This is a genomic window from Geomonas sp. Red276, assembly GCF_054784495.1.
Genome location: NZ_BLXW01000004.1, coordinates 154,002 through 177,986, shown reverse-complemented (window position 1 = coordinate 177,986; position 23,985 = coordinate 154,002). Strand labels below are relative to the sequence as shown.

General features: G+C 62.3%; 24 protein-coding genes and 2 tRNA genes. 7 read left to right on the top strand and 19 right to left on the bottom strand.

What is annotated here, in order from left to right; genetic code table 11:
- Nucleotides 1–321 precede the first annotated feature (321 nt).
- From ACYVL5_RS04970 to ACYVL5_RS04890, 17 genes are all read right to left on the bottom strand, one after another.
- A complete protein-coding gene (locus ACYVL5_RS04970) occupies nt 322–927 on the bottom strand; it encodes a PqiC family protein (RefSeq protein ID WP_460594446.1) in 606 nt (201 codons plus the stop codon).
- Complete coding sequence (locus tag ACYVL5_RS04965; protein WP_460594445.1) at nt 924–2,582, bottom strand: PqiB family protein; 1,659 nt, start codon at nt 2,580–2,582, stop codon at nt 924–926. The genes ACYVL5_RS04970 and ACYVL5_RS04965 overlap by 4 nt, the downstream gene beginning before the upstream one ends.
- A complete protein-coding gene (locus ACYVL5_RS04960; protein WP_460594444.1) occupies nt 2,575–3,216 on the bottom strand; it encodes a paraquat-inducible protein A in 642 nt (213 codons plus the stop codon). The genes ACYVL5_RS04965 and ACYVL5_RS04960 overlap by 8 nt, the downstream gene beginning before the upstream one ends.
- On the bottom strand, nt 3,209–3,898 hold the full coding sequence (locus ACYVL5_RS04955) for a paraquat-inducible protein A (RefSeq protein ID WP_460594443.1): 690 nt from the start codon (nt 3,896–3,898) through the stop codon (nt 3,209–3,211). Before ACYVL5_RS04955 ends, ACYVL5_RS04960 begins: the two co-directional genes overlap by 8 nt.
- A 186-nt stretch (nt 3,899–4,084) precedes the next feature.
- A complete protein-coding gene (locus ACYVL5_RS04950; protein ID WP_460594442.1) occupies nt 4,085–5,080 on the bottom strand; it encodes a sulfate ABC transporter substrate-binding protein in 996 nt (331 codons plus the stop codon).
- Nucleotides 5,081–5,142: 62 nt separating this feature from the next.
- The gene (locus ACYVL5_RS04945) at nt 5,143–5,604 is read right to left on the bottom strand and encodes an RrF2 family transcriptional regulator (protein ID WP_460594441.1); all 462 of its coding nucleotides are present in this window, start codon (nt 5,602–5,604) and stop codon (nt 5,143–5,145) included.
- Between the two features lie 191 nt (nt 5,605–5,795).
- Nucleotides 5,796–5,872 (bottom strand) — tRNA-Pro (locus ACYVL5_RS04940).
- Between the two features lie 13 nt (nt 5,873–5,885).
- Nucleotides 5,886–6,224, bottom strand: a complete 339-nt coding sequence (locus tag ACYVL5_RS04935) for a MerR family transcriptional regulator (protein WP_460594440.1) — start codon at nt 6,222–6,224, stop codon at nt 5,886–5,888.
- Nucleotides 6,224–6,505, bottom strand: a complete 282-nt coding sequence (locus ACYVL5_RS04930) for an integration host factor subunit alpha (RefSeq protein ID WP_250679705.1) — start codon at nt 6,503–6,505, stop codon at nt 6,224–6,226. Before ACYVL5_RS04930 ends, ACYVL5_RS04935 begins: the two co-directional genes overlap by 1 nt.
- 93 nt (nt 6,506–6,598) lie before the next feature.
- Nucleotides 6,599–9,004 carry a phenylalanine--tRNA ligase subunit beta gene (gene pheT, locus ACYVL5_RS04925; RefSeq protein WP_460594439.1) on the bottom strand — a complete coding sequence of 802 codons (2,406 nt, stop codon included), beginning with the start codon at nt 9,002–9,004 and terminating at the stop codon, nt 6,599–6,601.
- Nucleotides 9,005–9,079: 75 nt separating this feature from the next.
- The gene (gene pheS / locus ACYVL5_RS04920; RefSeq protein ID WP_460594438.1) at nt 9,080–10,096 is read right to left on the bottom strand and encodes a phenylalanine--tRNA ligase subunit alpha; all 1,017 of its coding nucleotides are present in this window, start codon (nt 10,094–10,096) and stop codon (nt 9,080–9,082) included.
- Nucleotides 10,097–10,171: 75 nt separating this feature from the next.
- Entirely contained in the window at nt 10,172–10,525 is a 354-nt protein-coding gene (rplT, locus tag ACYVL5_RS04915; RefSeq protein ID WP_250679702.1) for a 50S ribosomal protein L20, read from the bottom strand.
- A gap of 158 nt (nt 10,526–10,683) precedes the next feature.
- The gene (rpmI, locus tag ACYVL5_RS04910; protein ID WP_250679701.1) at nt 10,684–10,881 is read right to left on the bottom strand and encodes a 50S ribosomal protein L35; all 198 of its coding nucleotides are present in this window, start codon (nt 10,879–10,881) and stop codon (nt 10,684–10,686) included.
- A 30-nt stretch (nt 10,882–10,911) separates the two neighbouring features.
- Nucleotides 10,912–11,436, bottom strand: a complete 525-nt coding sequence (infC, locus tag ACYVL5_RS04905; RefSeq protein ID WP_250679875.1) for a translation initiation factor IF-3 — start codon at nt 11,434–11,436, stop codon at nt 10,912–10,914.
- Between the two features lie 11 nt (nt 11,437–11,447).
- Nucleotides 11,448–13,358 (bottom strand): threonine--tRNA ligase, encoded by a 1,911-nt coding sequence (gene thrS, locus ACYVL5_RS04900; RefSeq protein WP_460594437.1) that lies wholly within the window; start codon nt 13,356–13,358, stop codon nt 11,448–11,450.
- Nucleotides 13,359–13,438: 80 nt separating this feature from the next.
- Nucleotides 13,439–13,513 (bottom strand) — tRNA-Val (locus tag ACYVL5_RS04895).
- 101 nt (nt 13,514–13,614) lie between these two features.
- Nucleotides 13,615–14,358, bottom strand: coding sequence for a four helix bundle suffix domain-containing protein (locus ACYVL5_RS04890; protein WP_460594436.1), 744 nt, complete (start codon nt 14,356–14,358; stop codon nt 13,615–13,617).
- Nucleotides 14,359–14,526: 168 nt separating this feature from the next.
- On the opposite strand from ACYVL5_RS04890, the gene ACYVL5_RS04885 reads away from it, so the two are divergent.
- From ACYVL5_RS04885 to ACYVL5_RS04875, 3 genes are all read left to right on the top strand, one after another.
- Nucleotides 14,527–15,588, top strand: coding sequence for a threonine aldolase family protein (locus tag ACYVL5_RS04885; protein ID WP_460594435.1), 1,062 nt, complete (start codon nt 14,527–14,529; stop codon nt 15,586–15,588).
- Between the two features lie 196 nt (nt 15,589–15,784).
- Nucleotides 15,785–17,230, top strand: a complete 1,446-nt coding sequence (locus ACYVL5_RS04880; RefSeq protein WP_460594434.1) for a B12-binding domain-containing radical SAM protein — start codon at nt 15,785–15,787, stop codon at nt 17,228–17,230.
- A gap of 97 nt (nt 17,231–17,327) precedes the next feature.
- The gene (locus tag ACYVL5_RS04875; protein ID WP_460594433.1) at nt 17,328–17,735 is read left to right on the top strand and encodes a bacteriohemerythrin; all 408 of its coding nucleotides are present in this window, start codon (nt 17,328–17,330) and stop codon (nt 17,733–17,735) included.
- Between the two features lie 55 nt (nt 17,736–17,790).
- Here the strand turns inward: ACYVL5_RS04875 and ACYVL5_RS04870 are convergent, their stop codons facing one another.
- Together ACYVL5_RS04870 and ACYVL5_RS04865 are read right to left on the bottom strand one after the other, a co-directional pair.
- Nucleotides 17,791–18,771 (bottom strand): hypothetical protein, encoded by a 981-nt coding sequence (locus ACYVL5_RS04870; RefSeq protein ID WP_460594432.1) that lies wholly within the window; start codon nt 18,769–18,771, stop codon nt 17,791–17,793.
- A 395-nt stretch (nt 18,772–19,166) separates the two neighbouring features.
- Nucleotides 19,167–19,517, bottom strand: a complete 351-nt coding sequence (locus ACYVL5_RS04865; protein WP_460594431.1) for a response regulator — start codon at nt 19,515–19,517, stop codon at nt 19,167–19,169.
- Between the two features lie 456 nt (nt 19,518–19,973).
- On the opposite strand from ACYVL5_RS04865, the gene ACYVL5_RS04860 reads away from it, so the two are divergent.
- From ACYVL5_RS04860 to ACYVL5_RS04845, 4 genes are read left to right on the top strand one after another with little or no spacing between them, the layout of a single operon-like run.
- Entirely contained in the window at nt 19,974–20,813 is an 840-nt protein-coding gene (locus tag ACYVL5_RS04860; protein WP_460594430.1) for an SCO family protein, read from the top strand.
- Nucleotides 20,814–20,835: 22 nt separating this feature from the next.
- Nucleotides 20,836–21,786: a cytochrome c oxidase subunit II gene (coxB, locus tag ACYVL5_RS04855; protein WP_460594429.1), complete on the top strand. Its 951-nt coding sequence runs from the start codon at nt 20,836–20,838 to the stop codon at nt 21,784–21,786.
- 28 nt (nt 21,787–21,814) lie between these two features.
- Entirely contained in the window at nt 21,815–23,413 is a 1,599-nt protein-coding gene (gene ctaD / locus ACYVL5_RS04850; protein WP_460594428.1) for a cytochrome c oxidase subunit I, read from the top strand.
- Nucleotides 23,403–23,984, top strand: coding sequence for a cytochrome c oxidase subunit 3 family protein (locus tag ACYVL5_RS04845; RefSeq protein ID WP_460594427.1), 582 nt, complete (start codon nt 23,403–23,405; stop codon nt 23,982–23,984). Before ctaD ends, ACYVL5_RS04845 begins: the two co-directional genes overlap by 11 nt.
- The last annotated feature ends 1 nt before the right edge of the window (nt 23,985 follow it).

Here is a 23,985-nt window from a genome sequence, read left to right as displayed (position 1 = left end):
CGTCGAAAGGGATGTTGGTTTTAATGGATCCGTTGGGAAAGGGGATGACGCAGACAGTGTACCGTCCGGGGGGGGCTTTGCAACCGGGGGGCGGTGCAGGTGCAACCGGGGGGCGGTGCAGGTGCAACAGGGGGGCGTGCGCGAAGGGCAAAGGCCGTAGGCCTCTTACGAAATATATTCCCTCGCCCCTTCAAGGGAGAGGGTGGCCAAAGGGCGGGTGAGGGAGGTTCTGACTCTCACCCCTGCCCTCACCCCCGCCCCTCTCCCCCAACGGGGGCGAGGGGAGATGAAAACGGGGAGAGGGGAAATAGACGATGGGGTTTACTGGGGGGGCTGCAGGGCCCCTTCTTCCCGCAGGGCGGCCGCTATTTCGCGGCCGAGGGAGGCGAGCGCACGGCTGTAGGCGGCGACGACGGCATCGTAGCCTGGCCCCTGCACCTTATCGCGGATGAGGGAGTGGCGAGTCTTCCCGGCGGGGCCGGTGTGCCGCACCGACCAGTTGGCCTCGAGCGTCACCGCATCCCCCGCCACCGCGTCCATCCGGACCACGTCGATCGCCACGCGATACTCCGCGGAGGCTCCCGCAACGTGACGGTAGGAGAAGACGTGTTCGGAGCCGAGCTCGCGGGCGACCTGCCCCGCCAGAAATCCGGGCATCTCGCTCTTGAGGGGCTCCGCCCACCGGTCGGTCTCCAGGATCTCCACGCGGTTCTCCCCGGTCCTGACGACCAGCTGCGGACGGTCCACCAGCTCGGGAAGGGTGATGGGGCCGATGGCGACGCTCCGACCGCCGGAGGTCCGGGGAGCCGCCGCGGCCGTGGCGAAGGTATCCAGGGTATAGAAGCTCACCTGGGGAGATCTGACACAGCCGGCCAGTCCGGCGGCCAGGACCAGGATGGAGAGCAGGTGGTGGATGGAGCCTCTCATTTAACGTCCTCCTTCTTTCCCCGGATGATCGATTCGGGATGCTGCTCGAGGTACTCGCCGAGGACCCGCAGGGACTGCGCCGCCCGCGAGACTTCCCTGAGCGTGTCGCGCAGGTCGAGCTGCAGCGGCGCGTCGGGCGCCAGGGTACGGTTGGCGCCATCGAGGCTTTTGCGTGCCTCGCCGAGCGTCTTGCGAAGCTCGTCCAGCGACTGGCGGGCGTCGCCCAGCACGCCCCGCACCTCGGGCATCGTGCCGTTGACGCTGTTGAGGAGCCTGTCGGCGCTCTTCACGGTCTCGTCCAGGTTTTTCAGGGTCTTGCGCGCATCGCCGGCGATCTCCTCCATCGGGAGCGCCTCGATCTTCTCGACGATGTGCATGAGCTTTCTCTGCAGCTCCTGCATGGAGCCGGGTACGGTCGGGAAGGCGGGGATCTTCGCGTTCCAGTTGATCCGGTCGGCCTTGGCCTTCTGGGTGAAGTCGAGCCCGATGTAGAGCTGGCCGGTCAAAAGGCTCCCGTTCCTGATGTCGGCACGCAGGCCATGGGCGACCAGGTCATCCATCAGGGCGTGGAAATCGACGTCCTTGCCCCCTTTGCTGAGGGCGCGGAGGCGTTCCGGGTAGAGGACCACCTCGACCGGGATGGCGAAGCTCGTCCGCTTGGGATCGAGGGTGACCGAAATCTTGGTCACCTCGCCGACGGTCACCCCGCGCAGGTCCACCGGTGCGCCGACCGAAAGCCCCCGCACGGTCTCGTGGAACATGAGCTGGAACGCCTGGGTCGGCTCGCCGTGCTTGAGCGCCTCGTCACGGTTGCCATAGAGGACGAAGCTTGCGTTGGGTGCCGCCTGCGGGTAGGTGGTGCCGTCGGGGCTCTGGAAGGCGAGGCCTCCCAGCAACATGGCCGCCATCGACTCGGTGTTGACCTTGATGCCGCTGGTGTTGACGGTGACGTCGACGCCGCTGGCCTGCCAGAAGATGGTATTGGTGCGGACATAGCTGTCGTAGGGGGCGCGGACGAAGATCTTGATGGTGACGCCGTTGCCGTCACGGTCGAGCTCGGTGGAGGTCACCTGCCCCACCTGGATCTTCCTGAAGAAGATGGGCGCACCCGGATCGAGGGAGCCGACCTCGGCGGCATGGAGCACGAAGTAGCGCCCCGGCATGTTGAGCGAGACGGGGGGAGGCGCCTCCAGCCCGGTGAACTCGTCGCGCGACTCCTGCGAGGTGCCGGCGTCCACCCCGATATAGGTGCCGCCGAGCAGGGTCCCCAGGCCGCTTACGTTTCCGCCGGAGATCCTGGCCCGCACCACCCAGAAGCGGGTGTCCTTCACCAGCAACCCCTTGGCGTTCTTGGAGATCTCGGCGGTCACGATGACCCGGGTGCGGTCCTGGGAGAGCGCGAGCCCCTTGACCTCGCCGATCTCGACGTCCTTGTACTTGATCTTCGTTTTGCCGGCCTCCATCCCCTCCCCGGTGTTGAAGGTGATGGTGATCATCTCCCCGCGCTCGAGGTAGGCCTTGGCCGCCAGGGAGAGGCCGATGAGGGCGGCCAGGATGGGAATGATCCAGACGAGCTGGATCGAGAAGCGCCTCTTCGGTTCGCTTACCGCCTCGGGGATGTCGGGTATGGTAGGCTGTTCGGATTGGTCAGTCATGCACTTCCTCTTTCTGAATGGGGTCCCAGATCAGGCGCGGGTCGAACTCCATCGACGCCAGCATGGTCAGGACGACGACGGCGCCGAAGGCTACCGCGGCAGGGCCTGCTTTCACCACCGCCATGTTGCCGAGCTGCACCAGGGCGGCCAACAGGGTGACCACGTAGACGTCCAGCATCGACCAGCGGCCGATCAGCTCGATCATCCGGTACAGGCGGGTGCGTTGCCTGGGCCGCCAAAGCGAGCGGCGCTGGACGGTGACAAGCAGCAGGGTGAGCGAAATGAGCTTCAAAAGCGGGATCGTGATGCTGGCGATGAAGACGATCAGGGAGATCATCTTGTTGCCGTTATTCCAGAGGTGGATCACCCCGCTGATGATGGTGTCCTTGCGGTAGCTGACCAGGGAACCGGTTTCCATCATGGTCAGCACGTTGGCCGGGATGTACAGGATGTAGCCGGCCAGCAGGTACGCCCAGCAGCGGGCGACGCTGCGCGGCTTGCGGAAATGTAGCAGAGTTCCGCAGCGGGGGCAATGGGCAGGGCGCGAGAAGGAGGGCGCCCGGGAGACCTTGCTGCAGACGTGGCAGGAATAGAGTCCCATCCCCGCGGCGCTTCTGGGCGTGCCGTCAGCCATGGGCGGGCCTCGTCTTGTCCCCGGGCTCGAGCTCCCTCCCCGCATCGCCCCCCCCCCGGACCCTCGCCTGCTCACCCGCCTCCAGGCGCTCCCAGACGTCGCGGGGACTGAAGCAGGCGGCCACCGCGGCCAAGAGGAGGGTGAGGACCCCGAACGACCAGAGGGCGACCCCCGGGATCACCTTGAAGTTCTGGGTGAGCTTCACGATGGATACCAGCACGCCGAGCATGAGGACCTCGATCATCCCCCACGGCTGGACGTAGCGGAGGGTCTGCATGAGAAAGACGTAGCCGCGCGGGAGCCGGCCGCGTTTGAGCGGGAAGAGGAGATAGCTCATGGAGCCCAGTTCGACGGCGGGGGCCACGATGGCGGTCAGAAACACCACGGTGGAGACCGGCTTCATCCCCTGCTTCCAAAGCGACTGCACCGACTCGAAGAGGGTGATGGCGCTGACGTCCCCCTGGGCCCGGATGGCGAAGATGGGGAAGATGTTGGCAATCAGGAAGAAGACGGAGGCGGCGACGGTAAAGGCGAGCGTCCGGTTGATACTGTCGGTGGCGCGGCGGTAAAGAACGGCGCCGCAGCGCCTGCAGGTCGCGGTACAACCCGGCTTCAGGGTGATCTCCCGCTGCAAGAGGTCGCAGTCGTGACAGGCAATCAGTTTTACCGGCTCGGTGGCCATCGGGATCGTCCTCGCGACAACGGTCGGCGAGCAGGCCGACCGGCGGTCTCAATTTTCTAATGATACCACAGCACTCTTAAATTATCCAGCAAAACCCGCGGGTTATAACGTAAGGCGCCGCCGGAAGGTGGAACCCGGCGGCGGTCTTGTTCAAGCCCCCACTTTCGAGGGGCGTGCCCGGGAAGGTTATCTGCCGCCGGTGTAGAGCTGGTCGAAGATGCCGCCGTCGGCGAAGTGGGTCTTCTGCGCCTTGCGCCAGCCGCCGAAGGTGTCGTCGATGGTCACCAGCCTCAGCTTGGGAAAGAGTTTCGCGTAGCGGGCGGCCACCTTCCGGTCGCGGGGGCGGTAGTAGTGCCTGGCGGCCAGCTCCTGCGCCTCCGGGGAGTAGAGGTACCTCACGTACTCCTCGGCGACCTTGCGGGTCCCCTTCTTGTCGACCACCTTGTCGACCACCGCCACCGGGGGTTCGGCGAGGATGCTGACCGAGGGGACCACGATCTCGAACTTGTCGCGGCCGAGCTCGTTTACGGCCAGGAAGGCCTCGTTCTCCCAGGCGAGGAGCACGTCCCCCTGGCGCCTTTGGACGAAGGTGGTGGTGGCGCCGCGGGCCCCGGAATCGAGCACCGGGACGTGTTTGAAGAGTGCGGCGACGAACCTTCTGGCGCTCGCCTCGTTGCCGCCGCGCTGCTTGAGCGCGTAGGCCCAGGCGGCGAGGTAGTTCCAGCGGGCCCCGCCGGAGGTCTTCGGGTTGGGGGTGATCACCTGCACCCCCGGCTTGACCAGGTCGTTCCAGTCCCGGATCCCCTTGGGGTTCCCCTTGCGGACCAGGAAGACGATGGTGGAGGTGTAGGGGGAGCTGTTGTGGGGCAGGCGCCTTTGCCAGTTGTCGGCGATGAGCCTCCCCCGCTGCCGGATCTCGTCGATGTCGTAGGCGAGCGCCAGGGTCACCACGTCGGCCTCCAGCCCGTCGATCACCGCCCGGGCCTGCTTGCCGGAGCCGCCGTGGGACTGCTTGAAGCTGACCCGCTCCCTCCATCTCTTGGCGAAAAGCTTGTTGTAATCCTGGTACAACTCCCGGGTTGGATCGTAGGAGACGTTGAGAAGCTCCTGGGCGGCGAAGGACTCCAGGGGGGCGGCCACGAGCAGGGTGACGAGCAGGGCACCGATCAATGGGTACTTCATCGCTTCCCTCCTGAGTAAGTTCTCCTCGGGGCCGGTACCCTAAAGAGCCCCAAAATGCCGGTCTAGATGCAGAAATTCAGTACACCCTGCTGGGCCTCCTCGGCCCGGTCGATCCGCTCGAGGGCGTCGGCGAGGGTGGTGTTGTCGAGGATCTTGGCCATGGCGTCCCGGACATCCTTCATGACCAGGCGGATGCCGCAGGTGGACTCGTTGCCGCACTCTCTGCACTTCGCGTAGGAGGTTTCGCTCACGCAGGGGACCGGCGCCAGCGGCCCCTCCATGACGCGGATGGCCTGCCCGAAGGTGACCTCCTTGGGGTGCTTGCCGAGGTAGTACCCCCCGCCCTTCCCTTTCTTGCTCTGGAGGATGCCGCTGTTCTTGAGGGCCAGGAGGATCGCCTCGAGGAACTTCTTCGGAATGTTCTCGTCGCGGGCGAGGTCGGCGATCAGGATCGGACCGCGGTCGTACTGGCGCGCCAGGTAGATGAGGGCCTTCAGTCCGTATTTCGTCTTCTTGGAGATCATTCTTTACTCCATCGGTTTAATGGACTAGGTATACCTCCCGTAGGAACCGATGTCAACAAGCCCCCCCCCAATCCTCATCCTGTCCTTCCCCTTGAAGGGGTAGGGACGCGTGGGCAGTCCCCGTCGGGCTAAGCACGGGGTGGTCACAGGCAAAAAAAAGAGCACCTACGTTTCCGTAAGTGCTCGTTTTATGGTCGGTGCGACTGGATTCGAACCAGCGACCACTAGACCCCCAGTCTAGTGCGCTACCAGGCTGCGCTACGCACCGTTTTAACTAAATACTACAGCAGATCCCTGAGGTTCCTCAGTTCCACTCTCACATCTTCAAGAATGGCAGCCAGCGTCTCCGGTGACTGTTCGGGCTTTTGCTGTCTTTTCTTCATCTGAAGGCGTTTCCTGGCACCTTCGATGGTCAACTTCTCGGCGTACAGCAGCTTTTTGATTTCTTCGACCTGCTCGATGTCCTTCTTGGTATAGAGCCGTTGCCCGGTGGAGCTCTTCTTGGGCGACAGCGAGGTAAACTCCGACTCCCAGTACCGCAGTACCGAGGCGGGAAGTCCAGTGATGCTGGAGACTTCGCCGATCCTCAGGTAAAGCTTATCCGGGATGTTGGGATTCATCAGCTCTGGCTGTTGATCGCGCTCTTGAGTACCTGGCTCGGTTTGAAGGTCAGGATCTTCCGGGCGACGATGGTGATCTCTTCGCCAGTCTGGGGATTACGGCCCCGGCGGTCGGATTTCTCCTTCACGACGAAGTTCCCAAAGCCGGCAATCTTGATCTTATCGCCATCTTCCAGAGTGGACTTGATCAGGTCGAATACAGTCTCCACCAGTTCTGCAGACTCTTTCTTGGAAAACCCGACCTTCTCATAAATTCTCTCAACGATGTCCGCTTTGGTCATAACCCCCTCAACAGCTTCAACATTTCAGTGGTGTGCCGTTCTCAACAGCGGCTTAGTTATTTACCATAGGGTTTTGAATTTCGCAACCCCTTTTTATCTAAAGGAAACATTTAATTTTTTCTGCAGACCATCGACCACACGCTGGTGGAGACGGGTCACCTCGTCGTCGGTGAGAGTACGCTCCTTGGAGCCGTAACGGACACGGATGGCGAGGCTCTTCTGCCCCTGCGGGATGTTGCCGCCGGTGTAGAGGTCGAAGATCTCCACCCCTTCCAACTCGGGGGCCTTCACCCCTTTCACGCACCTGACCACCTCCTCGGCGGCGATCTCCAGCGGCAGGAGCATGGCGATGTCGCGGAAGGTGGAGGGGAAGCGCGAGGGGACCTGGGCGGCGCCTTTGGGCTTTCTGGCGTTGACCAGGGCCTGGAAGTTCAGCTCCAGGTAGTAAACGGGGGTGGTGATGCCGTAATTCTCCTGGACGGTCGGGTGCAGCTCGCCCAGGGAGCCGAGCACGCGGCTGCCGATTCTAACCTGGCAGGCCTTGCCCGGGTGGAAGTACGGGTCGAGGTTTTCGGTCGAGTAGCTCACCCCGGGGACGTTCAGGTCGGCCAGGATGTTCTCCAGGATCCCCTTCACGTCGAAGAAGTCGATCTCGCCCTTGGCCTGGTTCCACCCTTCCGCCTCGCGGTTGCCGGTCAAAAGGGCACCTACGTAGAGCGGCTCGTCGAGGAGATCCTGCTCGGGGATGGGGAGGTAGACCCGGCGCATCTCGAAGATGCGGAGATTCAGGGTACGGAAGCTGATGTTCTTCACCGCGGTGTCGAGAAGCCCCGGCAAGAGCGTGGTCCGCATGACGGAGAGCTCGTCGGAGAGCGGGTTCAGGAGCTTCACCCCCTTGACGCGGAAGTCGTCCTCGGGGAGCAGCACCTTCTCGCAGGAAGCCGGCGCCACGAAGCTGTAGTTGATCACCTCGGAGAACCCCTGGGAAACCAGCAGGTCCTTGATGCGGGTGGTGAGGCGCTGCTCGTCGGAGGGGAGATCCGAGAATACCGAGGCGACGGGAAGCGTCGCCTGCACCTTCTCGAAGCCGTTCAGGCGGACCACCTCTTCCACGAGATCGATCTCGCGCTCCAGGTCGACGCGGAAAAGCGGCACGCGGACCTTGAAGACGCCGTCCTTCTCCTCGAGGACGTCGAACTCGAGGCGCTCGAAGATCTCCTTCACCTGGAGGGCGGTAAGCGACAGCCCGCAGACCAGGTTGATACGGGCGAGACGGGCGGTGATCACCCGCGGCTCGATCGGCTGCGGGTAGGCGTCGATCATCCCCTTGGCCACCACGCCGCCGGAGAGCTCGGCCATCAGCTGGGCGGCACGGTCGAGCGCCCGGACGAGGCCGGCCACGTCCGTGCCGCGCTCGAAGCGGTGCGAGGACTCGGTGTGGATCCCGAGCCTTTTGGAGGTCTTCCTGACTGCGGAGGGGTTGAAGTAGGCGCTCTCCAAAAGGACGTCGGTGGTGCCGTCGCCGATCTCGGAGTTGCCCCCCCCCATGATGCCGGCCAAGGCCACGGCCTTCTCGCCGTCGCGGATGGTCAGGTCGCTTCCGGTCAGCTTTCTCTCCTGGCCGTCCAGGGTGGTGAAGATCTCCCCCTCCCCTGCCGCGGCCACCACGATCTTGCCCCCCGCGAGGAGCCTGAAGTCGAAGGCGTGCAGCGGGTGGCCGTACTCGAGAAGGACGTAGTTGGTGACGTCGACGATGTTGTTGATGGAGCGGATGCCGGCGGCGTTCAGCCTCTCGACCATCCAGGCCGGCGAGGGGGCGAGCTTGCAGCCGGTGATGTGGCGCGCGGTGTAGCGCGGGCAGAGGTCCGGGGCGTTGATGGTCACCGAGGCGATCGTCTCGATGGGGGCGCCCTTTTCTACCACCTCGTGGCCCGGGTAGTGGACCTTCTTGCCGAGCTTGGCGGCGATCTCGCGGGCCACGCCGACCACGCTCAGGCAGTCCGCGCGGTTGGGGGTCAGGCCGATCTCGAAGACGGTGTCCTTGGTCCCCAGGGCGTCGAAGAGCGGCGTGCCGACCTTGAAATCTTCGGGGAGGATCATGATGCCGGAGGACTCGTCGGAAAGCGCCAGCTCCCGCTCGGAGCAGAGCATCCCGAAGGACTCCTCGCCGCGGATCTTGGAGCGCTTGATCTTGAAGTCGCCCGGCAAGGTGGCGCCGATCTGGGCCAGGGCCACCTTGTCGCCCGCCTTGAAGTTCTGGGCGCCGCAGACGATGGAGAGGATCTCCTTGCCGCTGTCCACCTTGCAGAGGGAGAGCTTGTCGGCGTTGGGGTGCTGGTTCCTCTCGAGGACCTGGGCCACCACCACGTCGTCCATCCCGCCACCGATGGTCTCCATCCGCTCGACTTCCAGGCCGAGCATGGTGAGGAGGTGGGAGAGTTCTTCAGGCGCGAGATCGCAATCAACGAATTCCTTGAGCCAGTTATAGGTAACTATCATGATCTATTCCACTCTTTGTATCGGTTGGAGGTTTGCTTTCAAACCTTTGCCTTGTCCAGTTGAGAGCCGGTCCTTCTAGAACTGCTTGAGGAACCTCAGGTCGTTCTCGAAGAGAAGCCTCATGTCGGCGATGCCGTATTTGAGCATGGCGATACGCTCGATCCCCATCCCGAAGGCGAAGCCGGTGTAGAGCTCGGCGTCGTACCCCACGTGGCCGTAGACGGCGGGGTCGACCATGCCGGCGCCCAGGATCTCCAGCCAGCCGGTCTCCTTGCAGACCCGGCACCCCTTGCCCCGGCAGATCACGCAGGCGATATCCACCTCGGCGGACGGCTCGGTGAAGGGGAAGAAGGAGGGACGCAGACGGACGCCGATGTCCTTGCCGAAGAGCTGGTTGATGAACAGGGTGAGGATACCTTTCAGGTCGCCGAAGGTGATCCCCTTGTCCACCATGAGCCCCTCGATCTGGTGGAACATCGGGGAATGGGTGGCGTCGGAGTCGCAGCGGTAGACGGTGCCCGGGGCGATGATGCGGACCGGCGGCTGCTGCTTCAGCATGGTGCGGATCTGGACCGGCGAGGTGTGGGTCCTCAAAAGGACGTTGTCCCCCACGAAGAAGGTGTCCTGCATGTCGCGCGCGGGATGGTCCTTCGGGAAGTTCAGCGCCTCGAAATTGTAAAAGTCGTGCTCGACCTCGGGCCCTTCGGCGACGGCAAAGCCCAGGGCTGCGAAGATATTGCAGATCTCCTCGGTCACCAGGGTGATCGGGTGCTTGGAGCCCAGCGGACGGCGGCGCCCCGGCAGGGTCACGTCGACCCTTTCGGCGGCGAGCCTGGCGGCCTTGGAGGCCTCGCGGACCTCGGCGCCCCGGGTTTCCAGGACCTCTTCCAGCTTGGCCTTGACGGTGTTCACCACCTGCCCCATGGCCGGGCGCTCTTCGGCGGAGAGGGCACCGAGCCCTTTCATGGAGGCGGTCACCAGCCCCTTCTTGCCGAGGTACTTGACCCTCAGATCCTGAAGCTCGGCCTCGGTGGAGGCCTGGGCGAATTCGGCCAGCGCATCGTTTAAGAGTGCTTCGAGTTGTTCCTTCATGGCTAAAACCCTTTCAGGAAAAAAAAAGAAATGGAATATCGCTATTCCATTTCTCTTTTATGCCCGCGGTATGTGTTAAAACTTTGCTTTAGCGGCGTCGGCGATGGCGGTGAAACCTTTCGGATCGGAGACGGCCAGGTCGGCCATCACTTTCCGGTCGATTTCGACGTTGGCAAGCTTCAGGCCATGGATCAGTTTGCTGTAGGACAGGCCGTTCAGCCTGGCGGCGGCGTTGATCCTGGTGATCCAGAGCGCCCTGAAGTCCCGCTTCTTGACCCTTCTGTCCCTGAACGCGTAGTTAAGGGCGCGATCCACCGCCTCGGTGGCGGACCGGAAGAGTTTGGAGCGTGCGCCCCGGTAACCTTTGGCAAGCTTCAACACCTTGTTTCTTCTCTGTCTCGCTTTAAAACCGCGCTTTACTCTTGGCATACCATACTCCTTGTGGTTTTTATTTGCCGGATCCGCAAGGGGAGACGTTTCCTCACGGTTCTCGGACTTTGCTATAACCGGCTGGCGCAATCGGCGCAAGGCAAAAGGAGACCCTTGGAGGATCGATCCCTTCGCCCCTCACCTGCGCTCAAGCAGATTTATTTATAGGGAATCAGCTGGGAAATGGCCCTGTGGTCGGAAGCGGCCACGATGGCACCCTTGCGGAGGTTACGCTTGTTCTTCCTGGTCTTGGTGGTCAGGATGTGGCTGGTGAAGGCGTGGCTTCTCTTGATTTTGCCTGTGCCGGTCTTGCTAAAACGCTTGGCGGCGCCCCTATGGGTCTTCATTTTAGGCATTGTTTTACTACTCCTTTGGGTGATTTTTCTTTATTTGGTGGCTTTGACTTTGGGGGCAACGATCATGAACATGCTGCGCCCTTCCATCTTCTGCCGGACTTCCACGTTGGCGATATCCGCAAGGTCGGTGGATATCTTCTCGAGGACAGCCATCCCGAGCTCCTGGTGGGTAATCTCGCGGCCGCGGAACACCACGGTGATCTTGGCCTTGTTACCCTCTTCCAGGAAGCGGCGCACGTGCTTGATCTTGAATTCGAGGTCGTGGGTGTCCGTCTTGGGACGGAGCTTCACTTCCTTGAGCTCGACCTGCACCTGCTTCTTGCGGGCCTCCTGCTGCTTCTTGCTCTGCTGATACTTGAACTTGCCGTAATCCATGATACGGCAGACCGGCGGTACGGCGGTCGGCGAAACCTCTACCAGGTCCAACTGCTGGCTTTCTGCCAGAGCCAGGGCCTCGCGAAGCGGAAGAATTCCCAGCTGCTCGCTTTCGGCACCAACAACCCTTACCTCTTTGGCCCTGATGGACTGATTGATGTTAACTGTAGGTTTAGCTATGACGCCACCTCCTATCTAAAGGCTTTAACTTCCGATTCGATGAAGGAGACGAACTGCTCAGGAGTCATCCCTTCGAGATTCTTGCCATCGCGGTAGCGGGGAGCCAGGAGGCCGCTTTCGACCTCTTTGTCCCCCACCACCAACATGTACGGTATCTTCTGCAGCTGGGCCTCGCGGATCTTGAACCCGAGCTTCTCGTTCCTGAAATCTTTCTGCACCCGAATACCCGCCGCCCGCAGGGTATCGAAAGCCGCCTGCGCATAGGGAATCTGGTTGTCGGTGACGGTAAGCACGATGGCCTGCACCGGGGAAAGCCAGGTCGGGAAGTTCCCAGCGAAATGTTCTATGAGGACGCCGATGAACCGCTCGATGGCGCCGAGAATGACCCTGTGCACCATGACAGGGCGCTTTCTTTCGCCGTCCGCGTCGACGTAAGTAAGGTCGAAACGCTCGGGGAGGGTAAAATCGCACTGGATTGTAGCACACTGCCAACGCCTGTCAAGCGCGTCGCGGAGCTTGATGTCGATCTTCGGGCCGTAGAAGGCGCCGTCACCCTCGTTGATCTCGAAGGGGCGACCGGAGTCCTTGAGGGCGGAGAGCAGCGCGCTGGTGGCCATCTCCCAGGCCTCGTCGGAGCCGATCGACTTCTCGGGACGGGTGGAGAGCTCCATCTCGTAGTCGAAGCCGAAGATCCCCATGACGTCCTTTACGAAGCCTAAGACACCCTTGATCTCCGCGTCGAGCTGGTCCGGGGTGCAGAGGATATGGGCGTCGTCCTGGGTGAAACCGCGGACCCTGAGGAGGCCGTGGAGGACGCCGGCGCGCTCGTGGCGGTGCACCATGCCGAGCTCGAAGAAACGAAGCGGCAGGTCGCGGTAGCTTCTCAACTGCGACTTGTAGATCATCATGTGGGAGAGGCAGTTCATCGGCTTCACGCCGTAGCCCTGCTCGTCCACCGTGGTGAAGTACATGTTCTCGCGGTAGTTCTCGTAGTGGCCGGAACGCTGCCAGAGCTCGGTCTTCAGGATCTGGGGCCCCAGCACGATGTCGTAGCCGCGCTTTATGTGCTCTTTTCTCTCGAAGTCCTCGAGGATGGTGCGAAGCATCCCCCCCTTCGGGTGCCAGATGACCAGGCCCGCGCCGACTTCGTCGGAGAAGGAGAAGAGGTCGAGCTCGCGGCCAAGCTTTCTATGGTCGCGCTTCTTGGCTTCCTCGATGCGGGCGAGGTAGGCGTCGAGCTCCTTCTTGTCGCCGAAGGCGGTGCCGTAGACGCGCTGCAGCATGGCGCGCTTCTCGTCACCGCGCCAGTAGGCGCCGGCGATGGAGGTGAGCTTGAAGGCCTTGCAGTAGGAGGTGCTCGGAAGATGCGGGCCGCGGCAGAGGTCGGTGAAATCCCCCTGGCTGTAGAGGGAGACCGAGTCGGCGCCCAGGTCCTCGATGAGCTCGACCTTGTAGTCCTCGCCCATCTTCTTGAAGAGGGCGATGGCGTCGACGCTGGAGAGTTCCTGGCGCTCGATCTTCAGGTTGGCCTTGGCCAGCTCGCGCATCTTCGCCTCGATCTTCTCCAGGTCTTCCGGAGTGAAAGGGCGGTCGAGGTCGAAGTCGTAGTAGAAACCGGTCTCGATGGCGGGACCGATGGTGACTTTAGCCTGGGGAAAGAGCGCCTTCACGGCCTGGGCCATGAGGTGCGAGGTGGAGTGGCGGATGATCTCCAGCGCCTCCGGGCTCTTCTCGGTGACGATCTCGGCGGTGACGCCGTCTTTGAGCTTGGCGTTCAGGTCGACGAGGTGGCCGTCGATCTTGCCGGCGATGGCCGCCTTGGCGAGGCCGGTACCGATGGAGGCGGCCAGGTCATAGATGCTGGCGCCTTCTTTAAGGATCCTTTCCGAACCATCCGGTAACTTGACGGTAATCTCGTTCATCGTGGGCCCCTTTTGCACAAACAGAAAGAGGCATCGAAACCCGATGCCTCTGTCGAACCTCGTAAGAAGGTCTGTTTAATTGGTAGGCGCGGGCGGTTTCGAACCGCCGACCCCTAGCGTGTCGAGCTAGTGCTCTACCCCTGAGCTACGCGCCTGTTTTGTACTGCCGTGGAACTCCAACTTTGTACCAATTCGGGAAAACAAAGTCAACAGTTTTATTCATTGGAAGTGAAATTTTCTCATTGGAGAAAAAGGGTCAGTCGGAGTCGGACCGGTCGGACCGGTCGGACTGGTCCGACCGGTCGGACGGCTCATGGACGCGACCGGCGTTGCGGTGGTCGGTGCGGTAACGGTAGAGGCGCTCGGTGAAGCCGCCTTGGTCGGTGAAGTCGCGCTCCAGACGCTCCAACTGGCGACGGAGAAGGTAGCTGGCCTGGTTGGCGAGGCTCAGCAGGAGGTTGGCGCAAAGGGGCGGGGGCGCGGTCTTCAGCGTCTCCAGGGCAGACAGCAGCGGCGGGTCAAGGACGTCCGACCTGTCCGACCTGTCCGACCTGTCCGACCTGTCCGACCTGTCCGACCTGTCCGACCTGTCCGACCTGTCCGACCAGGCCGACCAGGCCGACCAGGCCGGCTGGGGTGCGTGCCCTGCAAGCCTGGCTCGCAGCTCGCGCATCCGGGGGCTGTCTTTGTCCCAGGCAACCATGCCGTTTTGCCGGAGGTAGTCATGGTAGTCGCGTATCAGCTCTTCCAGACTGGCGCGGGCCACGTTGGTCAGCTTCAGCTCGGTCTTTTTGGAGGTGGCCGAGGCAACCGACCCCTCGGCTATGTTCTGCACCCCGCTGCGGGCGGCCTGCACCATTTGGTCGTGGGTCCGCGATTTGCGGTCGATGAAACGGTTGCAAAAAATCACCGTGCCGTCGTAGGTTGCCAACGCCACCGCAAAACTCCGCAGCCGCCGGTAGCCACCGTTGGGCAGTATCAGGTCGCCTTGCTTGTTCATGGCCCCTCCCGTTACCTTCCCATCAATGATATACGGCGACGTCAGGCTGGCAACCCAACCTGCCCCGGCGCCTGACCTCTCTGACTTTTAGCATTGACATAGCCCGCCCTTGATGAGTAAGTTCGACCACATCAAACTCCAGTAACCCCACCTGCAGAAAGGATCGTCATGAGCGCCACCAGCAAGAGCCCCACTACTAAATACAACTTCGCCAGCGACAACTACTCCGGCATCTGCCCGGAGGCCTGGGCCGCCATGGAGGAGGCCAACCGCGGCTACGCCTGCTCCTACGGGGACGACGCCTGGACCGCCAAGGCCTGCGAGAAGATCCGCGACCTCTTCGAAACCGACTGCGAGGTCTTCTTCGTCTTCAACGGCACGGCGGCCAACTCGCTCGCCTTAGCCTCCCTCTGCCAGTCCTACCACTCGGTCGTCTGCCACGAGATGGCCCACATCGAAACCGACGAGTGCGGCGCTTCCGAGTTCTTCTCCAACGGCACCAAAGTCCTCCTGGTCCCCGGCACCAACGGCAAGGTGGATCTCGACGCGGTCGAACATACGGTCCTCAAACGAAGCGACATCCACTATCCCAAACCGCGCGCGCTCAGCATCACCCAGGCGACCGAGCTCGGCACCGTCTACTCGGTGGCCGAGATGCAGGCGGTCGGCGAAATGGCCCGCAAACACTCCCTCCACCTCCACGTGGACGGCGCCCGCTTCGCCAACGCGGTGGCCGCCCTCGGCGTGGAGCCCAAGGAGATCAGCTGGCAGGCCGGGGTGGACGTCCTCACCTTCGGCGGCACCAAGAACGGCTTCGCGGTCGGCGAGGCGGTGGTCTTCTTCAACAAGAAACTCGCCTTCGAGTTCGACTACCGCTGCAAACAGGCCGGCCAGCTCGCCTCCAAGATGCGCTTTCTCACCGCCCCCTGGATCGGGATGCTGGAAAGCGGCGCCTGGCTCAAGAACGCGGCCCAGGCCAACAGCTGCGCCCGCCTGCTGGAAAGCGAGGTCGCCAAGATCCCCGGCGTGAGCATCATGTTCCCCAGCCAGGCCAACTCGGTCTTCCTGCAACTCCCTCCCGCCGCCCTGGCGGGGCTCCGCGCCGCCGGCTGGCACTTCTATACCTTCATCGGCTCCGGCGGGGCCAGGTTCATGTGCTCATGGGAGACCAAAACGGACGACATAGCCGCCCTCGTTCAGGATCTCCGCCTGGTGATGAGCCAACTTTAGCCGGGCCATACCTCCCCCTTCCTTGCTATCCTCTTAGAGTCGGGTATAACTTTTCGTCACTGCCAGTAACCTCCCGGGCTCACCCAGCCGGGAGGCGCTGCTGTGACAATCCTGCAGACGTTTCACCTCATGTAGCGGATCCGGATCACCCATTCCACCGTCGGCGTCGGTACTTGCTGCTTACGCGAGGTGCCTCATGAAGGTCCTGCTTCTCCGCCCGCATCCCGGAAATGACTCCTTCGGACTCGGCCCCTTTTTCCGGGTTGAACCCCTTGGACTTGAATATATCGGCGCCGCTCTCCTGGCGGAGGGGCACGAGGTGACCGTGGCGGACCTCCGTTTTCGCCCCGGCGCCGCCACCTGGGTCCGCCGGACCCGCCCACGCCTGATCGGCATCTCGTGCCTCCACGCGCTCGAGTACGACCAGGTCAGAAGGCTCGCCCGCGAGCTTCGCCTGGCCGCACCGGAGGCCTTCATCGTGGTGGGGGGACACGCGGCGGCCGCCTTCCCGGAGGCCCTCGAGATCCCCGAGATCGACGCCATCAGCCTGGAGGACGGGGAGAAACTGGTCCCCCTCCTGGCGAGGACGCTTGAGAGGGGGGAGCCTCCCAAGCGGGTCGGCGGACTTAAACTGCGCGGCAGGGAAGGATGGTTCTCCTCGGACGCCCGCGGCGAACGCCCCGAACTGGACACCGTCCCGCTCCCGGCCCGCCACCTGGTTGCCCGCCACCGGCAGGGCTACCACTGCCTGTTGTTCAAACCGGTCTGGCTGGTGGAGACCGCCCGTGGCTGCCCCCACCGCTGTTCGTTCTGCTCGGTCTGGCAACTCTATGGCCGCAGCTGCCGGGAGCGGAGCCTCGACGCGGTGGTGGAGGATTTCGCCTCCGCCGGCGACGCCGTCTTCGTGGCGGACGACCTCTTCTGGTACAACGAGGAGCGAAGCCTCGCCCTGGCCGAGGCGCTGAGGAAGCGCGGGGTCTTCAAACGCTGGATCCTGGTGCAGACGAGGACCGACCTCATCTGCAAGAGCGCCCCCCTCATGGAGGCGTGGCGCCCGCTCGCCAGGGACTTCGACATCTTCCTGGGACTCGAGGGGGCGAGCGACCAGGCGCTCTCCGGGATCGCCAAGGATTCCGGCATCGGGGAGAGCATCGAGGCGGTCCGCATTGCCCGCGAGCTGCGATACGGCATCAACGGCAACTTCGTCATCGGTCACGACTGGTGCGAGGAGAATTTCAGGGAGCTCTGGGATTTCGTCGAGCGCTACGGGCTGCAGCGGGCCGGCTTCACCATCCTCACCCCCCTCCCCGGCACGGAGTTCTACCGGCAAAAGGCCCCCGTCATTCCGGACCAGCCGTGGGGGAACTTCGACATGCACCACCTGCTCTGGGAGCCGTACCTCGGGGTGGAGCGTTTCTTCGAGCTCTACGCGGAGACCTGGCGGCGTTCCATCCTCAACACCTCCGGGGACAAGAGCCTCCTTGAGTGGGTCCGCCAGGTGCGCCCCGGCCAGATCCCCTACATCGCCCGGGTGCTCTGGCGCACCCAGCGCATGATGAAGCCTAAGGCCTACCTCGAGGAGCACCGGCGCTCCCATCCGGTGCCCATCGCCGCTACCGGCTGCCTGGAAGGGGAAACGTAAACGATACGGACGGGATGAAGACCTACTTTGTCCTTTTATCTGCCGAAAAATAGGAGTAGTATCAACCGCATCTCAAAATCAGACAGGAGAAACGTGGATGGACGTGACATGGAGTGACGACCTGGCGACCGGCGTGTATGACATCGATGACCAGCACAAAGAGATTTTCAGGAGGTTCGACCGCCTGTTTGCCGCCTGCGGCCAAGGAAAAGGGAAGGAGGAGGTTCTTCAGCTCCTCATCTTCCTCGAGGATTACGTGAAGGAGCACTTCGCAGCCGAGGAGAAGCTGCAGATGAGAAGCGCCTACCCGGACTACACCTCGCACCGTGCCGAGCACACCCGCTTCATTGCCGACGTGGCAAAACTCACCAACGAGTTCAAAAGCGAGGGGGTGACCCTGTCGCTGGTGATCATGACCAACAAGACGCTGGCCGCCTGGCTCGTTCAGCACATCAGGAAGACGGACATGGCGTTCGCCGCCTACCTGCGGGAACAGGGGAGATAACGCTCGCCCCCCAGACGCAAAAAGGCCGTCCTCACTGATGGGGACGGCCTTTTTTTTATTCTTTCGGTTTGGACTCGCCGGATTCCTGCTTGGCTCCCTCTCCCTTGCCGTGGCGAAACCGCCTCCGGTGCCGGGAACGGCGTCCCCGCTCCTTCTGTCCCGGATTCTCGGCATTGGCCCCGCCGGCAGCCGGCTGCCCGGCCTTCGCGTCCTGCCCTTCCTTCTCGGCGCCAGCGCGGTTCTGCCCACCCTTGGCCTGGCCGCCCCCCTGGGGCGCGGCAGGAGCCCCGCCTTTCTGCGGACCGGGACGCCCCGCCTTCGGGGTGGTCACTTTCGCGTTCGAGAAGCGGGCATCGACCTTCTGCGCCTTGGGGGCCGCTTCTGGACGGTTGGGGGACTTCAGCCGGGCGATCAGCTCCTTGGCCCAATCGGTGTCGCCGTAGCAGCATTCGCTGGCGACGTACTGCAGGTCCTCCGGGGTGGTCTTGTTCGACTTGATCTTGACCAGCCTTTCGATGAGCTCCCGGGACCAGAAGTAGTCCCGGATGTACTTTTTACCTTCGATCTCTTCGTACGTGTAATCACTGCAGGGCACTACGCTTTTCAGCCATTCCGGGGAGACCTTGAGACGGGCAGCCGCGGCGGCGTGGTCGTGGTGGTCCCCCTCAGGGACCTCGAGCGGTCCGGAGGTCCCGGCGGCAACCGGCTGGTCGCTCTTTTGCTGGTTGAGAAACGAGTCGAGCAGCGAGGCGAGTTCGTCCAGTTCGGCCTCGGTCAGCCGGGCGAGGTCGATCGCGAGGTCGCGGGTCTCGCCGTCGTGGGTGGCTCGGAAGCTCAGGGTCGCCTCCCCTTCGTTCTCGGGCTTGCCGATGCTGGCCTCGATGACCAGCTCATCGGGGGAAGGGGCATCCCCCATCTCCCTGAGCGCTTCGTCGGTCAATCGGGCCTTCAACGCGCCGCTCGGCTTTAAGTAGGCGAAACCGAACAACCGGTCCAGGTAAAGGTTCACGTCTTGAAGTTTGGTAGCTGTGGTCATCGTCCCTATCCGAAGTCTTCTCTGGTGCTGCGGTTCCCGGCCTGCATGGTCAACTCAGCCCCGCCGGGGGCGCACGGTCTGATACCCTACCACAGCAAGCAGCGTAAGACTACCAATTTTAGGAACCATCGCTCCCCCTGCCGTGGGATTGCGGTCGAGGAGAAGCGGAGCGTTCGCCATAAAAAAGGGGAGCCAGAGGCTCCCCTTGATACTGCGGCAATACAATAAAATTAAATGTTCATCCAAGTTCCGCAGATCAAAAAAATCGGGTCTTGCATCATAACAACATCGCAAAACAATTACAGAAAATCACAACATCACATTAAGTTACATCAGTGCAGTCACAGGACCCATAACATAAACAGATTACATGACACCGCATTCAAAGAAATTCATCACATCGCCATTGCCTGATAAAGCTGCGCAGGCATAAAAGGTTTCTTGATTATCGTCTTGGCCGGGATCTCACGGAGGATCTCCTCGTACTTGGAGTTCCCTGCGCTGCAGAAGATGATCCTGGCATCGCTCGCCATCTCACGGATCTCCTGGGCAGCTTCGACACCGGTCTTGTACGGCATGTCTATATCCATAATGGTGATATCGGGAAGATGCTCGCGGTATTTTTCGACTGCTTCAACACCGTTGGCGGCCTCCGCCACTATGGTATAGTCCTCCTTCTCAAGTATGTAGCGGAGCATCACCCTGATGTCGGCCACATCGTCAACAATCATCACTTTCAGCTTCATCAGGGCCCCTCATTGCACGACAACCATACATCACAAACAGGATAAGACGAGGAGGCTAACTCGCTACATGTCTCTTCACTCTGCCTAAACCATGCCCAAACCTTACCACCGGGGCACTTTCGCGCCGCGCCGACAGGGAGGGGGGCTCACCGTTTAGTAACCATCACTAATCATTACTGTTTACGGAACAGGCTTTTTTCGCCCCTCCCCTCCCCCCCCTCTCCGTTACCCGCAACCCCGCCGGAACATCGCGCTAACTACGTGTTTTGCAGCAGCGAAATCACCGGGGCTCCGTTATATAGCCGGAGCATCCGCGGCCAATCGCCGCCTCCCCCTCCTTGCTTTTACCGCGCCAGGAATTAGAATGTTTTAAGTTTTCTCGATTCCCCTCCCTCTACCGTCACCGCGGGCACCGAAATCCCCAAACGGAGCCGGGAGAGCAGCCTCCCAAATCCCATGCGACTACTATCTTTTGCTGTCATAGCGACGCTGGCCACGGCCCTGGCCGTGCTCATCCCGCTCGCGTCCAGGCCGATTCCGGCGCTGGCCCACGACCCGGCGGACCTGGTGCTGGCGCAGGTGGGCGTTGACGAAAAACTCGGGGGACGGCTCCCGCTGGGATCCTCCCTCGTCGACCAACGGGGGCGCAGGGTCACCCTGGGGAGCTATTTCACCGGGCAGCCGGTAATCGTCACCCTGAACTACTTCTCCTGCCCTACCCTTTGTCCCGCTCTCATCAGAAACCTCGCCGACGCCATCGGGAAGACGGGGAACCTGGCGGTGGGGAGGGACTTCAAGGTGGTGACGGTCAGCCTGGACCCGGAGGAGACGGTGGCGCGGGCGGCCGGGAAGGCGCAGGAGGCCTACGCGATCATCGGGAAGGTGGGCGGCCTCGATACCGCCTGGCCTTTTCTCTTCGGCAGCAGGGAGACCATCGGGCAGCTGGCCTCCAGCATGGGGGTGCGGTACACGAAACTTCCCGACGGCGAGATCGCCCATCCCAACGTCATCGTCATCGCCACTGCCGACGGGATCGTTTCCCGCTACCTCTACGGAATCGAACCGGCACCCCAGGACCTGAGGCTTGGCCTGGTGGAGGCGTCGAAAGGGAAGATCGGGGGGAGCAGGCTCATCAACCAGGCCCTTCTCTACTGCTTCCACTACGATCCGGTGGGAAAACGGTACGTGTTGATCGCTTCCCGGGTGATGACCGTGGCCATGACCTTGGTGCTGATACTGACCGTAACGATGCTGGGGCTTCTCTGGAAGAGAGAGGCGAGGAAGAAAGTGACGTGAACCTGCCACTGAGAGGTACATCATGCCGGACCTAACCGCCCTGCAAGGAACGGAGGCCTCGCTGGCAAGCCACGATGTGGACGCCGTTTTCATCTTCATCCTGGTCATCGCCGCCTTCTTCTTCGTACTGCCCCAGGGGCTCCTTATCTATTTCGCCGTCCGCTACCGGAGAAAGAAAGGGGAACCGCCCGCCAAGACGCCCTACATCACCGGCAAGCAGTGGCTGGAGGTGGTCTGGATCGTCATCCCTTCCCTTCTGCTGGTGGGGATCTTCGCTTACGGCGTCATCATCTTCGTCAAGATGCGGACGCCGATCCCGGGTTCCACCGAGGTCCAGGTGACCGCCTCCCAGTTCCAGTGGAGTTTCAAGTACCCCGACGGCCGCACCTATGCAAACGAGCTCCACCTGGCGGTCGGCAAGCCGGTCAAGCTCATCATGACCTCGCGCGACGTGATCCACGGCCTGTTCATCCCCGACTACCGCCAAAAGCAGGACGTCCTCCCCGGGCGCTACACCTACCTGTGGCTCCTCCCCAAGAGGACCGGGACCTTCGACATCTACTGTTCCCAGTACTGCGGCACCGGCCACTCTCTCATGCGGGGCACCCTCACCGTGATGGGGCAAAACGATTACCTCGCCTGGGAACAGGGCGAAAAGCAGAAGCAACAGACGGCCGGGGCCTCCCCGGTGGCCAAGGGAAAGGCGCTCTTCGAAAGCAGCGGCTGCGGTGGCTGCCACAGCATCGACGGGACCGCCAAGGTCGGCCCCACGCTGAAGGGGATCTACGACAGCAAGGTGACGCTTTCCGACGGGAAACAGGTAGAGGCCGACGAGGAGTACCTGCGGGAGTCGATCGTCGATCCCAATGCCAAGGTGGTCAAGGGGTTCCAGCCGATCATGCCGACCTTCAAGACCACCCTCAAGGACGACGACATCGCCGCCCTCATCGCGTACATGAAGACGCTCAAGTGAAACATCAGCCAAGCCGCCGGGGTATCTCATGAGCCATTCGGAAAGCTACCTTGCCCACAGCACCTTCAAGTCCTGGGCGTTGACCATGGACCACAAGAGGATCGGGGTCATGTACCTGGTCACCACCCACCTCTTCTTCCTGATCGGCGGAGTCCTCGCCCTGCTGCTGCGGCTGAAGCTCCTCTCCCCCGGCCCCGCCCTCTTCAGCGCCCATACCTATGACGTCCTCTTCACCATGCACGGGGCGATGATGATCTTTCTCTTCATCATCCCCGCCATCCCGTCGTCGCTCGGGAACTTCTTCATCCCGCTCTTGATCGGCGCCCGAGACGTCGCCTTCCCGAAGCTCAACCTCCTAAGTTACTACCTCTTCGTGGCGGGCATCCTCACAATACTCATCTCGCTGGTACAGCCGATCGACACGGGGTGGACCTTCTATACCCCCTTCTCCGCAGAGAACAGCGCCGCGGTCACCACCGTCGCCTTCGGGCTTTTCCTGGTGGGGATGTCGTCGATCCTCACCGGCCTCAACTTCATCGTCACCATCCACACCCTGCGCGCACCCGGAATGACCTGGTACCGCCTGCCGCTTTTCATCTGGGGGATGTACGGCACCAGCGTCATCCAGGTCCTCTCCACCCCGGTCATCGGGATAACCTTTCTGCTGCTGATCGCCGAGCGGCTTTTCGGCGTCGGTATCTTCGACCCGACCAAGGGGGGCGACCCGCTCCTGTTCCAGCATTTCTTCTGGTTCTACTCGCACCCGGTGGTCTACGTGATGATCCTCCCCGCCATGGGGATCATCTCCGAGGTCATCCCCTGCTTCGCCAGGAAACCGATCTTCGGCTACAAGGCGATCGCCTATTCGGCGCTGGCCATCGCCTTCATAAGCTTCCTGGTCTGGGGGCACCACATGTTCGTAAGCGGCATGTCCACCACCGCCGGGGTGATCTTCTCCTTTCTCACCTTCTTCGTGGCGATACCGACCGGGATGAAGATCTTCAACTGGATCGCCACCCTCTACAAGGGGTCGATCTCGCTCGACTCCCCGATGCTCTACGCGCTGACCTTCATCTTCCTCTTCATCATCGGCGGGCTCACCGGCCTCTTCCTCGGCTCGCTCGCCACCGACGTGCACGTGCACGACACCTACTTCCTGGTGGCCCATTTCCACTACACGATGATGGGGGGGACCGTGATGGGGCTCTTCTCCGGGCTCCACTACTGGTACCCGAAGATCACCGGGAGGATGCTGGACGAGCGGTGGGCCAAGCACGCCTGGTGGATGATCGTGGTCGGGTTCAACGTCACCTTCTTCCCGATGTTCATCCTCGGGATGCAGGGGATGCCGCGGCGCTACGCCGAGTACCCCGCCAAATACCAGCCCCTCAACGTGCTGGCGACCGTCGGCTCGTGGCTTTTGGCGTTGGGGATCGTCATCATGTTCGCCAACTTCATCCGGTCGCTCAAGCGGGGCGCCATCGCTCCGGCCAACCCGTGGGAGGGACTGACCCTCGAGTGGCAGATCCCCTCCCCTCCTCCGGAGGAGAATTTCGAGGAAATCCCGACGGTGACCGACTGGCCCTACAGCTACGGCAAAGAGACGGGAGAGAGACGTGGCAAGTAAGGAAAAGGCAGGCAAAGGCGCGCCGGTAGCGGCACGGCTGGGGATCTGGACCTTCCTGGCGACCGAACTCCTCCTGTTCGGCGGGCTCTTCACGGCCTACACGGTCTTCAGGATCACCTATCCGGACCTCTTTCACCATGAGCACCTGAAGCTGAACCGGCTCCTGGGGGCACTCAACACGGTGGTGCTCCTGACGAGCTCGCTCAGCATGGCCGTCGCCATCGCCGCCATCAGGCAGGGGAAGACTCGGCTGATGCAGGCGGGGATCATCCTCACCCTCGTTCTGGCGTCGGCCTTCCTCGGGATAAAGTACATCGAGTGGACCGAGGACTTCGCCCGGGGGCTCTACCCGAGCAGCAACCTCTTTTTCGGCCTCTACTTCGTCATGACCGGACTCCACGGCCTCCACGTCATCTTCGGGATGCTGGTGATGCTTTTTCTGGTGGTGCAGGGGCAGCGCAACCGGTTTTCCGCCGACTATCATACTCCCGTCGAGATAACCGGGCTTTACTGGCACTTCGTCGACCTGGTCTGGATTTACCTGTTCCCGCTGCTCTATCTGATCGGGTGAG